Annotated in this window: 16 protein-coding genes; 3 read left to right on the top strand and 13 right to left on the bottom strand. The window is 37.4% G+C overall.

Annotated elements, in window-relative coordinates; translation table 11 throughout:
* Positions 1–559: 559 nt before the first annotated feature.
* From ACFO3O_RS01985 to ACFO3O_RS01975, 3 genes are all read right to left on the bottom strand, one after another.
* On the bottom strand, positions 560–2,320 hold the full coding sequence (locus ACFO3O_RS01985; protein ID WP_379976855.1) for an FAD/NAD(P)-binding protein: 1,761 nt from the start codon (positions 2,318–2,320) through the stop codon (positions 560–562).
* 178 nt (positions 2,321–2,498) lie between these two features.
* Positions 2,499–2,927: a c-type cytochrome gene (locus ACFO3O_RS01980; protein WP_379976854.1), complete on the bottom strand. Its 429-nt coding sequence runs from the start codon at positions 2,925–2,927 to the stop codon at positions 2,499–2,501.
* 1 nt (position 2,928) lies between these two features.
* Positions 2,929–4,047, bottom strand: coding sequence for a PQQ-dependent sugar dehydrogenase (locus ACFO3O_RS01975; RefSeq protein ID WP_379976853.1), 1,119 nt, complete (start codon positions 4,045–4,047; stop codon positions 2,929–2,931).
* Between the two features lie 259 nt (positions 4,048–4,306).
* Between ACFO3O_RS01975 and trxB the strand changes: the two genes are divergently transcribed.
* On the top strand, positions 4,307–5,269 hold the full coding sequence (trxB, locus tag ACFO3O_RS01970; protein ID WP_379976852.1) for a thioredoxin-disulfide reductase: 963 nt from the start codon (positions 4,307–4,309) through the stop codon (positions 5,267–5,269).
* Positions 5,270–5,422: 153 nt separating this feature from the next.
* On the opposite strand, the gene ACFO3O_RS01965 is transcribed toward trxB, so the two are convergent.
* From ACFO3O_RS01965 to ACFO3O_RS01935, 7 genes are all read right to left on the bottom strand, one after another.
* Positions 5,423–6,160 carry a head GIN domain-containing protein gene (locus ACFO3O_RS01965; protein WP_379976851.1) on the bottom strand — a complete coding sequence of 246 codons (738 nt, stop codon included), beginning with the start codon at positions 6,158–6,160 and terminating at the stop codon, positions 5,423–5,425.
* 164 nt (positions 6,161–6,324) lie between these two features.
* A complete protein-coding gene (locus ACFO3O_RS01960) occupies positions 6,325–6,876 on the bottom strand; it encodes a hypothetical protein (protein WP_379976850.1) in 552 nt (183 codons plus the stop codon).
* 20 nt (positions 6,877–6,896) lie between these two features.
* Complete coding sequence (locus ACFO3O_RS01955; protein ID WP_379976849.1) at positions 6,897–7,673, bottom strand: nuclear transport factor 2 family protein; 777 nt, start codon at positions 7,671–7,673, stop codon at positions 6,897–6,899.
* Between the two features lie 126 nt (positions 7,674–7,799).
* On the bottom strand, positions 7,800–8,246 hold the full coding sequence (locus ACFO3O_RS01950) for a nuclear transport factor 2 family protein (RefSeq protein WP_379976848.1): 447 nt from the start codon (positions 8,244–8,246) through the stop codon (positions 7,800–7,802).
* 41 nt (positions 8,247–8,287) lie between these two features.
* A complete protein-coding gene (locus ACFO3O_RS01945; protein WP_379976847.1) occupies positions 8,288–10,027 on the bottom strand; it encodes a PspC domain-containing protein in 1,740 nt (579 codons plus the stop codon).
* On the bottom strand, positions 10,024–10,365 hold the full coding sequence (locus ACFO3O_RS01940; RefSeq protein ID WP_089373066.1) for a PadR family transcriptional regulator: 342 nt from the start codon (positions 10,363–10,365) through the stop codon (positions 10,024–10,026). The genes ACFO3O_RS01945 and ACFO3O_RS01940 overlap by 4 nt, the downstream gene beginning before the upstream one ends.
* Positions 10,366–10,545: 180 nt before the next feature.
* Positions 10,546–11,085, bottom strand: coding sequence for a DUF4870 domain-containing protein (locus ACFO3O_RS01935; protein WP_379976846.1), 540 nt, complete (start codon positions 11,083–11,085; stop codon positions 10,546–10,548).
* A 239-nt stretch (positions 11,086–11,324) separates the two neighbouring features.
* Here ACFO3O_RS01935 and ACFO3O_RS01930 point away from each other — a divergent pair, with 239 nt between their 5' ends.
* Positions 11,325–11,783 (top strand): DUF4442 domain-containing protein, encoded by a 459-nt coding sequence (locus tag ACFO3O_RS01930; RefSeq protein WP_379976845.1) that lies wholly within the window; start codon positions 11,325–11,327, stop codon positions 11,781–11,783.
* A 105-nt stretch (positions 11,784–11,888) separates the two neighbouring features.
* Entirely contained in the window at positions 11,889–13,064 is a 1,176-nt protein-coding gene (locus ACFO3O_RS01925; RefSeq protein WP_379976844.1) for a GlmU family protein, read from the top strand.
* Between the two features lie 166 nt (positions 13,065–13,230).
* On the opposite strand, the gene ACFO3O_RS01920 is transcribed toward ACFO3O_RS01925, so the two are convergent.
* From ACFO3O_RS01920 to ACFO3O_RS01910, 3 genes are all read right to left on the bottom strand, one after another.
* A complete protein-coding gene (locus tag ACFO3O_RS01920) occupies positions 13,231–13,524 on the bottom strand; it encodes a hypothetical protein (protein ID WP_379976843.1) in 294 nt (97 codons plus the stop codon).
* Positions 13,525–14,112: 588 nt separating this feature from the next.
* Positions 14,113–14,382 (bottom strand): hypothetical protein, encoded by a 270-nt coding sequence (locus ACFO3O_RS01915; protein WP_379976841.1) that lies wholly within the window; start codon positions 14,380–14,382, stop codon positions 14,113–14,115.
* Between the two features lie 237 nt (positions 14,383–14,619).
* Positions 14,620–16,191 (bottom strand): ABC transporter substrate-binding protein, encoded by a 1,572-nt coding sequence (locus ACFO3O_RS01910; RefSeq protein ID WP_379977237.1) that lies wholly within the window; start codon positions 16,189–16,191, stop codon positions 14,620–14,622.
* Between the last annotated feature and the right edge of the window lie 65 nt (positions 16,192–16,256).

Genomic DNA, 16,256 nt, shown 5'->3' with positions numbered 1-16,256 from the left:
AATGTTTTGGTTTAAAAGCGTAGCTTCACTTTTCTATTTGCAACAAAGGGTTTTTGGGATTCTGTACATCCTGTTGATGTGTATTCAAAACGTAGTTTAGAATGTTTTGGTTTAAAAGCGTAGCTTCACTTTTCTATTTGCAACAAAGGGTTTTTGGGATTCTATACATCCTGTTGATGTGTATTCAAAACGTAGTTTAGGATGTTTTGGTTTAAAAGCGTAGCTTCACTTTTCTATTTGCAACAAAGGGTTTTTGGGATTCTGTACATCCTGTTGATGTGTATTCAAAACGTAGTTTAGAATGTTTTGGTTTAAAAGCGTAGCTTCACTTTTCTATTTGCAACAAAGGGTTTTTGGGATTCTATACATCCTGTTGATGAGCGCTCAAAGCATAGCTTTGAAAAGCGTTTAGAAATGAAAAAGTAAGAAGCGTAGCTTCACTTTTCTATTTGCAACAAAGGGTTTTTGGGATTCTATACATCCTGTTGATGAGCGTTCAAAACATAGTTTTGGTAAGCAAACAGAAATAAAAAAAGTAAGAAGCGTAGCTTCACATATGTTAAATTTGTTTATTCTTTTGGTGTATTCTTTTTAGAACTCCTTCTGCCCAGAATTCTGAACGAATACCAAAACATTCTGCGATGGCATCGACTCCAATCAAAGAACCCTTAGCAAGCCGACCAAGAACTGCCAAAGGAAAACTTTGTTCAGTATTATCAAACTCAGTTATTCCATTTTTTTGTGTGCGAATTCCTAGTGTGTCATGTAATGCTTCTATTTTTGAACTAGTTATAAGTCCTTTAGGTAATGGGGACGTTACCTTTAAAATTTGTGGAGCTGGTAAAACAGCGTTAATCATAATTTCAACGGAAACAGACTTTTTGTTTTTGGAAAGTATCCATCCATTTTTTGTTAGTTTAATGTCAGGATCGTTTACGAAGTCTAATGTTAATTTGCCCGCCTTTTCTAAAGCAATTATCTGACAAAGACTATCTACAGGAGGGCCATATGAGTAGCGTTTTAGGCGTTCGTCTAATGCTATGATATCTGCGAGTAATTCATCAGATAATGGAGCAAACGATAGTAGTTTGTACATCGTTGGTTGGCAATGTCTCCAAACATGACCTATGCAAAAATCTAGGCTTACTGCTTTATGTCCAGTAGCCATACCAACAAATAATTGTAAAATTTCTTTCGCAGGTATATCTGTAGGAATGATAAGAGCGTGTTTGAAATCTTCATCATAAAGCCAGGATTCAACAATTTTTTTAATATCACTTTTGCTGAGTTCATGTGCGATAGCGTTCATGTCGTTCGCTACATAGGTGTCAACAATAAGTGGAGAAATAGCCTCTATAAGAAAATTTGTGCTCTCCAAAATTTTAGCTGAATCAATTGCTGTGGTTACACTTTTTTTATAATCGGTTAACTGCTTTGAAGTTGGTACGTATAAAGAATCTATTTTTTTATTTAAAGGCTTTGGGCTTGAGGGTAAACCATCTAACGAAAAGGGAACTATTGTTTTTGGCTCCTTTCCGCTAGAAATATATTCCATTTCTCTTGTGGATTCATTTTTCATTTTAAATATACCACCCATCCCTTCACTAAGCGCCCTCAATAAATCTATCGTTGCTAATCCAAATCCTCTGATCCCTACAGTGTTTTGAGAAGTAATAACCTTTGATTCTAGGATTCGAGTTATAGGATATGGCTGCGTGAAAAGTACAGGCGTATTCATATTTATAACCTGTTCGTTCCATGTAGCCAGTTGTTCATCAAGCTCAATAGGTTGATGTCCTATAGTTAACACCGCTTCATCTGCTATAAAATGTTGTCCGCCAATCACATCAATTTTAACCTGATGATGATCAGGATACATAGCTTGTACCTCCCCTTGGATATAGGTTAATAATCCTTTCTCTAATAAAACATCTGCAATACTCTTATACCGCTCGTTTAAATACATTCCCATTGTAGAACGAAGTGGAAATATATCAACGTCAGTCGCGTTTGACTCTTCATCAGAATAGCCTATCCATTCTTGAAACGTTGGAAACGCAGGGATAGAAAAGGTATCAAAAATTATTTTTTCTCGATCCTGAATATCTAAAGCTCTTTCTGCAACGTTTAACCAATTACTATCTTCTTGATTGATATCATACACAGGACTAGCACCTGGATGCGCAGTTTTTTCAAATACCAAACTATATATAATTGTATTGGTTTTTGCTGCCTCAGCATATAAACTTTCTAAAGCAGATAACCCTCGAGGACCACAACCAACGATAGCAATAGTTTTAGGTTCTTTATTTTCTGTCACTGTACCTATTTTATAATTATCTAGATTACATTATATATGGTCACTGAAAGGATACACTAATAATTTCTGTATTTTAAGTTTGTCTCAATATTGTAGTAAAGAGTGATGTAATTCCATTTATTTTTAAAAATTACGCTTTCGCGAAAGCAAAAAAAGGCAGAAACTAAGCTTAAAAGGATTAGTCTTTCGTTACTTGTTTTACTTGATCTTCCGTAATCATTTGATCATGAGAATTTCCCCAACTATTTAGAATGTAATTCATCACATCGGCGACTTCATCATCATAAAGGCCTAGTGCTGCCATGACACCATTGTAGGTTTCTCCATTGACAGTAATTTCGCCTGTTTGTCCATATTTCACTACCTGAATAGCGTTTGTGATATTGTCTTTAGTAAGCCAGTCAGATTTAGCTAAAGGAGGGAATGTTCCAGGAATTCCTTCACCTTTTCCCAAATGACACTGAATGCAATAGTCTGTATATACAACAGCACCTCTTTCCATACTTTCTTTAAGCGGATCTTGGGGTGTATAGGTAGCAGTTTCTGTATGGAACGTAAATCCCATAAGGATAAGCCCTACACAACCGAGTGTGATTATTTTTTTCATATTATTTTTTTACTATACGAGCAATACCCACACCTTCGATACCTAGATATATAAATCCATCTGGTCCCATAACAACATTACGCATACGTCCTGCATCTGTCAATAATTTTTCACGACCTACGATGGTATTTCCTTTTAAAATGAGGCGTTCTACATACTTGAATTTAAGCGAGCCTACGAGTAAACTTCCATCAAGTTCGGGATATTTGCTATCAGACACAAAGTCCATTCCACAAGGTGCGATAGATGGTACCCAGTAATAAATAGGTTGTTCCATTCCTTCTTTTTCTGTGATCTCGGTAAATGAGGTGCCGCTGTAATTGATTCCGTAAGAGATGACAGGCCATCCATAATTTTTTCCTGCTTCGGGAATGTTTACTTCATCACCACCACGCGGTCCATGTTCATGGGTCCAAATGTCTCCTGTTTTTGGATGAATAGCCATTCCTTGTGGGTTACGGTGACCATACGACCAGATCGCTTCTTTGGCGTCAGCTTGCCCAACAAATGGATTGTCTTTAGGAATACTTCCATCTTCGTTAAGTCGGTATACTTTCCCGCCATCACGAGTGATATCTTGCGGATTTGTATCACGATCACCACGATCCCCTATGGTAAAAAAAACATGCCCTTTATTGTCAAATGAAATACGAGAACCAAAATGATGACTCTTTCTTGTGTTTGGCGCTCCTTTGTAAAGGACTTCTTGATTTACGAGGGATGTCCCTTCAAGTTTCGCACGCATTAAGGCGGTATGTGCACCTTCTTCCTCGCCTTCTACAGACGAGTAGGTGATGTATATCCAACCGTTATTTTTATAGTCAGGATGTACCTTTATATCTAGTAATCCTCCTTGATTACGAGCAGAGACTTCTGGAACACCTGTAATTATTGTTTTTGTACTGTCTTTAAAATGAATCAGCTCGCCACTTTTTTCTGTAATAAGCATGGCTCCGTCGGGTAAGAAGGTAAGACCCCAAGGGTTGATTAGTTCAGGAACCACCATTTCTATGGTGTAATTATCGTTTTGAATCAGTTCAAAATCGTTTGTTCGTGTTTCTTGTGCACAGCTTACACCTGTGATCGTGAGTAGTAAAATGAAAAAGAGATTGGTTTTCATACTATATTTTTTAGAAATGTAATACTAAGTTACGCAAATGTACATGATCCTTGTCATTATCTGATATTTTTAGATAGTAAGATCATTGCATACTGTTATTAACTCATTAGTTTTCTTGATAAGATTTTTTGTAAGGTAACTGCATAAAAAGCTACTTTTGTAGTCTTACTTTAGTATTTAAATTAACAAGTGAATCAGCGTCTGTAAAACACATACGCTCCTGCCTGCTGGGAGGTAGATTCGCGAAAGCTTAAAAAATATGGAAATCGAACACGTAAAATGCTTAATTATAGGATCTGGTCCTGCTGGATATACAGCTGCTATTTATGCAGCAAGAGCAAATATGGCACCTGTTTTATATCAGGGAATGCAACCAGGAGGTCAACTAACAACAACCACTGAAGTAGAGAATTTTCCAGGATATCCAGATGGAATTACGGGACCTGCTATGATGATTGAATTTATGAATCAAGCAAAACGATTTGATACAGATGTACGTGACGGATGGATCACTAAAGTTGATTTTTCTGGAGATGTACATAAAGTATGGGTGAATGGAGAGACAGAAATTCATGCGGATACCATTATCATTTCAACAGGAGCTACTGCAAAGTATCTAGGACTTGAATCTGAGCAAAAGTATTTAAATCTCGGAGGAGGAGTATCTGCCTGTGCGATTTGTGATGGTTTTTTCTATAAGAATCAAGAAGTAGTGATTGTAGGAGCTGGAGATTCTGCAGCTGAAGAAGCACATTACTTATCTAAACTTTGTTCAAAGGTCACGATGCTTGTTCGTCGTGACGAATTTAGAGCATCGAAGATTATGGTAGCTCGTGTGAAGAATACACCAAATATCGAAATCCTCTACAATACAGAGACAGACGAAGTATTAGGAGACGGACAAGTGGTGACAGGGGTACGTGTATTTAATAACCAAACAAATGAGAAACACGAGATTCCTGCCACAGGATTTTTTGTAGCTATTGGTCATAAACCCAACACAGATATTTTTAAAGACTATTTAGATCTTGACAAAACAGGATATATTATCAATAAACCTGGAACAGCAAAAACAAATGTACCAGGTGTATTCGTCTCTGGAGATGCAGCAGATCACGTATATCGTCAGGCGATTACTGCAGCGGGTACCGGGTGTATGGCAGCACTAGATGCAGAAAGATACTTAGCAGCAAAAGAGAGTGAGGTAGAAGCAGAGGCTTAAAATTCTCTTTTATATTTCAATAAAAATCTACTTCCTTTGAAGTGCGAATTCATATCATTTAAAAAGCCCGCAAAATTTGCGGGCTTTTGTGTGAATCAAGAGCAGTGATTGCACACATATTTAGATTGGTTATTTTATTGTGTAGGTTATGTATTAATCTTTTGCGTCTACACTTCCTCCAGAAACACTTTTCCTTGGTTTATCCACTTCTTTAGGATTTCCCCAATAATCAATATCGCCGCCACTAGAAGCACGTGCATATAGTTTATCGGTTACTCTAATATCCATAGTTCCTCCGCTAGAAGCTTTTGCAGTAGCATATTTTGCTCTCAATTCTTTGGCATTTATAGTACCACCACTAGAGACACTTGCGTCTAGTTTTTCTGAGCTTCCTGCAAGGCGTATAGTACCACCACTACTTACCCCAGTATCTATATTACGCACAATAGCTTCAGCTTTTATAGATCCTCCGCTAGATACATTTAGACTCAGTTCTTCTCCTTTTAAAACTTCTTTGGTCACAATATCTGCTCCGCTACTTGCTTTTATGGACTGTAAGTTACCTACATAGGTCACATACACTTTTTTTGAAGTGGCATTTCCTATATTCTTTTCAGAATAGATTTTTAGCGTATTTCCTTTTACGTAAATATCAGCAAGTTCAATGATATTTTCATCTGCTTCTACAATAACAGATACTTCTGTTCCTTTTTCTAAATATACATCCCAGCCATTTCCGGCAGAAACGCCGTCAAAATCTTGAGAGATATTAAAATTTTCTGTTTGTACATTTCCGTTTCCTCTCACTTGACCAAAATTGCCGTTAAATACACACGATGTGACCAAAAGTGAAGTAAGTACCCCGATAATAAATTTAATGAGTGTTGTCATGAGTCAGTTGTTTTTTGATTAGATAATTGATTGATGATTGATAAATTATGATTTATGATTGATTGATTGATTGATTGATTGATGAATGATTCCTCTTTATTACATTGTAAAAGTGCGGTGTTTTACGCTTTCGCGAAAGCATAACCTCCCCAACTGTTATTTTTTTAGGTTGAGTTGTATTTTTTATTTCCATAATATCTAATGATACCTCTAGGAAGTTTGTATGCAATGATATACACTGTCCAAAAAATAACGCCAAAAAGCAATGGAAGGATGGGGCCAAACGTAAAAGTCATCCCTAATATATATCCTAACAAACATTCTGGTTTATAGATAGGCACCAAAAACGAGAGTGCAATAAGACCTAAAGCCATATAAAAAAGAATATTTTCAGAACCAGTCACTGTACTAAAAAGATAAGAGACTAGGACAGCGTACAGAAGAAATCCTACAAATCCATATAGGATAGAGGACGATTCGTTTTTTGAACCCTCTTTACCTGTTCTTAGGTGTACAAGGTACAATAGTCCCCAAGTCACTAGAGGTATGGTAATGGCTCCCCACCAATTTGAAAACCCAGGTAAGTCATCATTATGTAATATGTAATGTGTAGGGACTCCTTCATGAACATAGTCCCAAGCCAAAAAAGTCCACATCAAGATACTTACGATGACCGTAAATAATAATCGATTTTTAAATGTGAGGTTTAGTTTCATGTCTGTTTACTTTCTCTTAGTTAACGTTCTATTCGTTGGGCCTCTTCTACAACCTTACCGTTTTCTAGTACAACAAATTTCTTTATACTACCATCTGGGTTGGACACAAATTTTAGTTCGATAGGGGCTTGAGGATGAGCAAAAAGAATCGATGACTTTGTGATCAAATCTGTTTGCATCTCTCCAGCATCAAGATGCATCACACCTTCTTTTATAGATATGATTATGTTTCCTGTTTGTGGTGCTTTATAATTTCCTGCATATCGAGTGAGTACTTCTATTGGAACGGTAATACCTTTTGTATCGGTTTCTGGCGCTTTATGATCATAACTTAATACTCTAGATATTTTCCATCCTGTTTCTTCTTTAATCCATAAGTGCGTGAATTGAGCCACTTGGGTTTTATATAGTTCTTTTCCTGGTTCCTTAATAAAGAACTCATGTACTCCTTTTTGAATCGCGCCGTATAGTGTTCCATTTTCACGAAGTGGAAAAACGGTAAGACTCTCAGGAACTAATTTGCGAATGGGTTTTTTATTGGCATCACACATATTAGTTAGAAAAGAAGTAATAAATGCCGGTTTCCCTTTGGTAATTCCTCCGTTGTCATGAAAGAACTCTAGATCTTCACTTAAAGCCGCTTCCATGGCTTCTTTACTACAATTATTGAATCCTTCTTCAAAAAGAAGGGTATCCATTTTTTCTAATTCTAAAAATAATTCAGAATCTAGATCTACTTGAGCAATCCCTATAAAAGGAATGAAAAGCGCAATTATTATTGATTTATAAATGGTCATTGATTGTTTTTTGATGGATGATTTTATTGGCACCGCCAAAGGGTTTAATACACTGAGGCTTGCCTCGAAATTAAAATTCAGTTTCTTGTTAATGCCTCGTGGGCTTGCCCCGAGGTAGTTGCTATTTTAATGCAGACTGATGACTTCTACTATTTCCCATCGCGTATCTACGTGTCGCCAGATCATAATGAATTTACTAGGTTTTGAAGGAGCGTTAGGTTCCTGATTATTAAAAAATGTATGTAGTCCCATGGCAACTGCTCCAAAATTTTTGATCTCGTGTACTTCCAAACTTCCTGTAACAAGTGTTCTCGTTACCTTGTTACAAATGTTTTTTTCTATACTGTTTAGAATATCCTGCTTTACTGTGCTTACTCCGCCTTTGTCATGATAAAACGTAATGTCTTCTGCGTATAATGAAGCCTGTGTCTTAAGGTCGCATGTATTATAGGCGTCAAAATAGTGTTGATCAAGATCTGAGATGGTTTTAAACAACTCAGAATCTTGAGCAACTTGTCCTACGCCTGTTATAGGGATGAAGGCAATAAGTAGGATGATTTTTAAATAATTCATTGTTTATTTTTTGATTGATGAATGAATCGTACTACCTTTTTTTAGATACTATCTTTCTTCATGACTGTTTCAACTTCTTTTTCGGTTGTTTTTTCTATAGGCTCATCTCTTTCCCAATCAGGAATTTCTTCCCCTTCTATGTACGATCGTTGTTCCCAACTGTCTTCTCTTTCCCTACGAGAAGACGAACTAGTATTCGTATCAGAACAACCCTCACAGATTAATTCGCCTCTTTTTAGTAATAGGTACTTCTCTTCATTTCCATTTTCAAGTAGATCTCTATAACGACTATCATTTCGGTGATAGCTATACGTATTATCATCTGCATAAAGTGTGATGCCTTCAGGTAGGTATAAAATCACCTGTACTTCCTGGCTTTTAAATTTGCTACTTGCTTCTGTAGTGAAAAAGCCATCTAGATATAGGGTGTTGTCTACCACTTCAAAGTTGTAATCAATCCGACTAGCCTCTTCTTTTGCAGCAGAAAAGTTGCGCCCATTGGTTTCTTTTTGAATTTTTAAGTAGGCAGTATCCTCTGTAGTACTTCGTACAATCAAACGCACATTACGTCTCATATATATACGCTCACCATTAGTGTCATACTCCATCAGGAAATTGTTAGAACGACGTAGCTCTCCCGGAAGTAGATCACTCCCTTTCATGCGAAGTGTTAATGTGTCGTTTGCAGTGATTGCAAGCGTCTCTTGCGTAGTGACTTTTCCTGTAAATGAGTGTTCTGTAGCTTCACGTATTCCTAAAACGCCCAGACCAATTACAGATAATAACCATACCCCTAAGAGCGATAATTTTCCTGCAAGCGGCATTGATTTTAAATTACCTGCTAGTATTTTTAATCCTAAATAGAATAGGAAGAAAAAAGGAATCCCTACCGCAAAGAATGTTAGTAGCGACACTAACCAGAGTGGTAAACCTGCCGTATGTATAAAATCTCCGTAGTTCCCTAAGTCTCCATAAAAGAGATCAAACGTACCTGCGGTAAATAATCCTACAAATAAGGAGATTACAACCGCTGCTCCTGTAATCATAAAAAGGACTCCAAATATTTTAGCGAGCACCTTTAAAAAGAACATAATAATAGTTCCTAAGGTTTGAAAAAAACCCTGAGCTCCTTTTTTTGCTTGGTTTCCAAACTTATCATAATCTACATTTTTTACCGCGTCAGCCACATTTTCAAATCCTTCTTTTACTTTTTCTTGGATATTGTCAATGTTAACTGCCTTTCCCGTCATAGAGAGTTTATCGGCTGTAGATGCTGCTTCTGGCATCAAAATCCATAATAAGATATAGATTAAAATAGGAGACCCAAATCCTATAAGAACTAAGGCAACCCATCCGAGACGAATCCATAAAGAATCAATCCCAAAATAGTGACCTAACCCACTAGACACGCCGCCTATGTAGGCATTTTCTGTATCTCTAAATAGTTTTTTTCCTGAGCCAGAAGATTGTGTTCTTTTCTGCTTTTTTGCAGTAGGTGCATCTTCAAAGATATCGTCATCTACCATATAATCTTCAGGCTGTCCCATGACGGCAATCACTTCGTCTAACTCTTTGGTACTTATGACTTGACGTGCATCCTGAATTTTGTCACTAAAAAGCTCAGAAATACGCGCTTCAATATCAGCGATAATTTCATCTTCTCCTGTAACGCCTTCAAATGAACGTTTGATCGCAGTGAGATAGCGTTGTAATTTGGCATACGCATCCTCATCTATATGAAAGAAAATACCGGCTAAATTTATATTTACTGTCTTGTTCATTTTTTTGATTTTTTTGTTGAGGTTACTACCGTTACTGCGGTTTGTAATTCATCCCAGGTGGTTGTGAGTTCATTTAAAAAGAGTTGTCCTGTCTCCGTAAGTCCATAGTACTTACGTGGGGGGCCGCTTGTGGATTCTTCCCAGCGATAGTTAAGCAATCCTGCATTTTTAAGTCGTGTGAGTAGTGGGTAAATAGTCCCCTCTACCACGAGTAATTTAGCATCTTTGAGTGTGTCTAAGATTTCGGCTACGTAAGCATCGTCATCTTTTAATACAGACAGGATGCAATACTCTAGCACGCCTTTACGCATCTGTGCTTTGGTGTTTTCAACCTTCATAGATTTCCATTTTAATATGCGTTAAACTGTTCATTTTTTGATCGCTCTTTTAAAAAGAGGCTTTTTTGATTGATGTCCTTTACTAAGTAAGGAAACATTGATTGTGATTGATGATGAATTCTTTTTGAGTCCGCTCCTGCCTGCCGTCAGGCAGGTTCGCGAAAGCGTACCCATCACTAGTTACTGCTGACTTTCTGAGTCTTCTGTCCCTTGTGTGTCGTTCTCTTCATGGGAGATGGCCTCTTCTGTAACCGAAGCCTTGATGAAGTTGATTGTGAACGGATATTTATAATTCTCCCCATTGGATGCCTTAATAGCTGCCGAAATAACACTTACAATTTCAAGAATCGCAAGCCCTATAGCCAACGTACCTACAATAATGGCAATTATAAGTAGGGTACTTGCACTTGCAAAATCACCATGTGTATGAAAATGATCATTAAAGGTAATATGTGTATTGCTGCCTTCTAACTTGATAATTTGCCAAACAAAAAACGGAATACTGATCACCACCAAGGCAATCGTGTAAATAAGAATGCTTAATTGAAAATTAATAGCATCCCTTCCGTGTTTGTCTACAAAACGTGATTTGTTTTTTTGAGCGCTCCATAAAATAAGAGGGGCAATCAAATTTCCAAAAGGAATAAACCACTTACTAAAGGTAGATAAGTGTATAAATGTGCTTAGATTTTTTTGATGTGTGGTTACGGTGCTTTCCATTACTTACTAATTTCTTATACAAATATATGTCTTTAAAAAGGTATTATGTTACGCATAGTACTAAAAATTAACATTTTATTAACTTTTATGTTTTGATGACATTGGATTTAAGTGACTGTTAAATAGGTGCTTGATTGATTTTTTAAAAATTTTATTATTTTAAAATTTATTTTGATTCAATGATTTTTCGAAAGAGGCAAGCGACTAATTAATCACTATTTTTGCATAAAATAGAAGACATGAAGAATGTTAGTCCTAGTAAATTTAATATGTTTACCATGCTTAAGTTGCCCGCTGCTTGGTTGACTGGTGTACGACTAAAAACAATAAATGAAGCTAGCAGTACAGTGCAGGTAACACATAGGTGGATTAATCAAAATCCGTTTAAAAGTATGTTTTGGGCTGTACAAGGAATGGCTGCAGAGCTTTCTACCGGAGCCTTGGTGATCTCTTATATTAGAAATAGTGACCATAAAATATCTATGTTGGTGGCTTCTAATAATGCTACATTTACCAAAAAAGCGACTGGACGTATTACATTTACGTGTAATGACGGCACTAAGATTAAGGAAACCATCGCCAAAGCGATTGCTACTAGCGAAGGGCAAACCTGTTGGATGAAATCTGTAGGAACCAACAAAGAAGGAATTCAAGTAAGCGAATTTAATTTTGAGTGGACCGTCAAGGTGCGGTCATAATAATGATTTTCATGCGATCTTTCCTATAACTTCATAGCCCTACCTTCGTTTTTCTAATTTCTAATTTCTACTTTCGTATGTCTAATACCTAATTTCGTATTTGTTATGAACTATATCCTTTTTGACGGAACTGTCCGTAATCAATTATTACCATTTACCTACACCCGTCCCGTAGCCGATATTCGCATCGGGATTTTAACGATACGAGAAAAATGGGAACACTTTTTAGGATCTACTACTTCCACGGTAACTGAAGAACATTTGAGTGAAAAATGGCCTATGGTCGAGTTTCCTGAAAATGTAATGATTAATGCGTCGTATTTGCCGACACCTAACTTGGTCACCATTGTCAAAGGAATGAGCGAAGGACAAGCTATTTTTGATGGTGATGCGGTCATTGCCTTTTATACAAAAGAAGATCAGGAAGTAGATTTCGATACCTATGAGGTGATTGAATATACGTTTGAAGATCTCTTTAAAATACAATACACGTGGGATATTTTCTCAAAAAATGCCCGTGCTATTGCCGAAGATTTTGCATTACTTACCGAAGGAAGAACCTCAGAGCCCATTCCGCAAGGAGTCGTTGCTCTCAATGCGGCCGATATCTTTATAGAAGAGGGTGCCAAATTGCCTTTATGTTCGCTCAACGCAGAAGCGGGTCCTATTTATATAGGAAAAGATGCCGAAATCATGGAAGGCTCCATGATCCGTGGTCCATTTGCTTTATGTGAGCATGCTACCGTAAAAATGGGCGCTAAAATTTATGGCGGAACTACTATTGGTCCCTATTGTAAAATAGGAGGAGAGGTGAGTAATTCTGTGCTCTTTGCCTATTCTAGTAAAGGACATGATGGGTTTTTAGGAAACGCAGTGCTAGGCGAGTGGTGTAACATCGGAGCTGATAGTAATAATTCCAATCTTAAAAATAATTATGCGTCTGTAAAATTATGGGATTATGAGACGGGACGTTTTGCAGATACTGGTTTGCAATTTTGCGGACTCATGATGGGAGATCATAGTAAATGTGGGATCAATACCATGTTTAATACAGGGACTGTAGTGGGGGTTGCTACCAATATTTTTGGAAGTGGTTTTCCGCGCAATTTTGTACCGTCATTCCAGTGGGGTGGGGCAGGTGGTTTTGTAACACACCTTCCTAAAAAAGCGTTTGAAACCGCTCGTATTGCCATGGCACGTCGAGACATCGAATTGACGGATCAAGATGAGGCGATTTTGAATCATGTCTTTGAAGAGACCAAGCAGTATCGTAGGGAATAGTTTTGTTTTGCTCCTGCCTGCCGACGAGGCAGGTTCGCGAAATAGCAATTAATCGTTGGCTGTTAGTCGTTAGTTTTTTTAGATGTATATCTTGAGTTATCTCGATCCTTCGACTTCGCTCAGGATAAACTTTAGGAGAGATCGCACATAAAGTTAGAAAAGCTAATCAACTTTTAAAGTTTTTAAACAACCAATGCCAATCTATTGAAGTGGCTATTAGATAAAGAATGGCTAAAGCAACAATGGTTATTAAGATGCTTTTAATTTGCTCTTGTTTCTTTTCTTTTTGAATACGATCTCTAATCTCTTGTAATTGTTCTGGTGTTGCTTTTTTAGTAAACCGATTTGTTTCAATTTTAGATGAGACAAAAGAGAGTTTGCCCCTTTTTCGTTTAGCCAGTAATGCTCTATTAGCATTCAATGATTGATTAGCCCCTATTGCGCTTCCTCCAAATATCATAGTCGTTCTTTTTAAATGTTCTTATTTATTTTATGGTATAAAGATATAGTTATATATAATCGAAGTATTTTAAATACCATAGGCATGTCGCTAGTAGTGAAAAAATTATTCCACCTATTAAGAGTAGTTTCTTATTTCTTTTTCGTCTTTTTTCTTGTATTTCGGTTTTGATCTTGAGTAAAAGCTCTGGACTTGCTTTTTTGTGATCAAAATTTCCCTTTTGCCTATCCTTTAAAGTAGTCACGCCATTTTTTAAAAAGGTATCATTTACATTTTTTCTTTTGTTACTCCGTAATGTCGTAATCATAGATTCTCCAAATGGCATAGCTGTATGTTTAGTAGTTAGTAATAAGAAAGTAGATACTGAGTATCACAATCATGAAACTAGTACTTGTTGTCATGATGCTTTTTAAAGCATTCTTTAAACCCTAGCTTTCATCTTTTTTAATAGTTTAGGACTTACTCTTTCTGAGAGTTTTGTTTTTCACTTCAAAATTCGTATTTCGTCATTCATACCTCGTACTTTGTCTTCCCTAAAGCTGCAAAACCAACACTGCCCATATGTATTCTTCTCATCGCTCTCTGTGTTTAATTGCTCGTTATGTAAATAATACCTAAACAAAAAATCACGATCATAATCAACGTAAGTATCACGGTTTTTACACGTCTTGCTTTTTCTTCTTTCCGTATGCGTGTACGAATTTCTAGTAATTGCTCTGCGGTAGGTTGTTTGGGGTCTACCCAGTTTTCATTGGTAGAGGAGACTAAAGAAAACTTCTCTTTTCTACGTTTGTTTTTAAGTGCTCTGTTTGCTTTGAGGCTTGCCATTGCAGCCATCATGCTTCCTTCTCCTCCCATAATCATTCTGTGTTAGTTACAGTATATGGGTAGTAGAAAATGATGAAATGTTACAGTATTACCATTCTATGAGTTCTTATTGCTATCTCAAAATGATAATAAATTCAAGTTAATAGTCATCTCGACGATAGGAGAGATCACACAAGCGGCTAAGGAGTTAATAATTTAAAATAGACTCACTATGATGCGATTTCTCGTCACTCGTCACTCATTCTTTCGAAATTACGATACTAGAAATTACATCTTAGCCTTCTTCACCCGCTTCAACACCAAAAAATTCTGGGGATTAGGCGTCAAGCCGCTTATGTTTTTTCGCGTAAAGCGAACTACTTCATCATAATACAATGGGATAATAGGTGATTGTGCTATAATGATACTGTCCATTTTTTTATACTCCAGTTTACGCGTTTCTACATCCACCATAGAGAGGCTGTGTTCATAAATGGAGTCGTAGGTAGCACTTTTAAAATGGGTGTAATTGGGGCCATTGGGAGTGAAGTTCTTGCTGTAAAATAAGCTTAAATAATTTTCGGCATCTGGGTAATCGGCGATCCAGCTTGCGCGAAAAGCATCCAACTCGCCACTACTTTTCATCTGTCTCAACGTAGACGGTGGCATCACATTAATCTCTACACGAAGCCCCGCTTTTTGGAGTTCGCGCTGTATGTATTCGCAAATATCTAGGTACTGACTATTGGTTCCTATTGAAATCATAGGATTCATATTTCCACTCTCTTTTTTGTATTGTTGGATCAGCTTTCGCGAAAGCGTAGGATTGTAGGTGTACCCTTTTATATAGTCAAATCCAGGCAATCCCATCGGGATAAATCCATGTTCGGCAGGTTTGCCGATCCCATTACGTAAATAGGTAATCATTTTTTGACGATCAAAACCATAGTTAATGGCTTTCCGAAGCAGTTCTGACTGGACTTCTTTGGTGTTACTGTCTAAGTAAAATCCGATGTACTCCGTATTCAATTGCGGACTCACACTGAGGTTGACTTCGTTTTGGTATTTTTCGCGCAAGCGTCCAGAAGCGGTTAATAATTCGTCTTTATAAGAGGGGTCAAGGGAGTTAAGGAAATCTAGATTGCCTTGTGCAAATTGAAGAAATTCACTCTGCTTATCAGGTAAAAAGGTGATGGCAACGGCTTCGAGATAGGGGAGTTGATTCCCAGCTTCATCTCGTTCATAATATAGTTCATTTTTGCGCAAGACGAGCTTCACACCTTCTTCCCAACGTTTGAACTTGAAAGGGCCTGTCCCGATAGGATTGGAACGAAAATCATTACCGTAGAAATCAACAATTTCTTTAGGAACGACAGAGCAGTAACGCATGCTGAGTAGGCCTAAAAAGGCAGGAAAAGGTTGTTTGAGTTGAATGAGAAAAGTGCTGTCATTTAAGGCTTTGTAATGATCTACGTTGCTGAGCACCCAGCTTCCAGGCGATGCCACCGACGCATCGGTGAGTCTGTTAAAACTATAGGCGAAATCTGTTGCAGTGACATACCGCGTGCTGTCTTTGGTTTTGAATTGAGCATGTTTATGAAATGGAACGTCATCTCTTAGCGTAAAGGTATATTGGAGCGCATCATCAGAGATGTGCCAGTTTTTGGCAATGTCTGGTTGAATGTTGAGGGAGTCATCTAACTGTACGAGTCCGTTAAAAAGCTGATTGGTGGGCCAAATAATCGACGGATTACGAGCAAACGCAGGATCTAAAGTTGAGATTTGGTACTGCTCATTGTACCTGAATACGAGATGATCACGGTTTTGGGAATCGTTGGAAGAGCATCCTGTTACTATCATGGAAAGAAATCCACATAGTATATAGAACTTTATGAGGGATGCTGGATGCTGGATGCTGGGTGTTT

This window comes from Dokdonia ponticola (assembly GCF_042653865.1).
Classification (GTDB): Bacteria; Bacteroidota; Bacteroidia; order Flavobacteriales; family Flavobacteriaceae; genus Dokdonia; species Dokdonia ponticola.
This window is presented reverse-complemented; position numbering and strand designations above follow the sequence as displayed.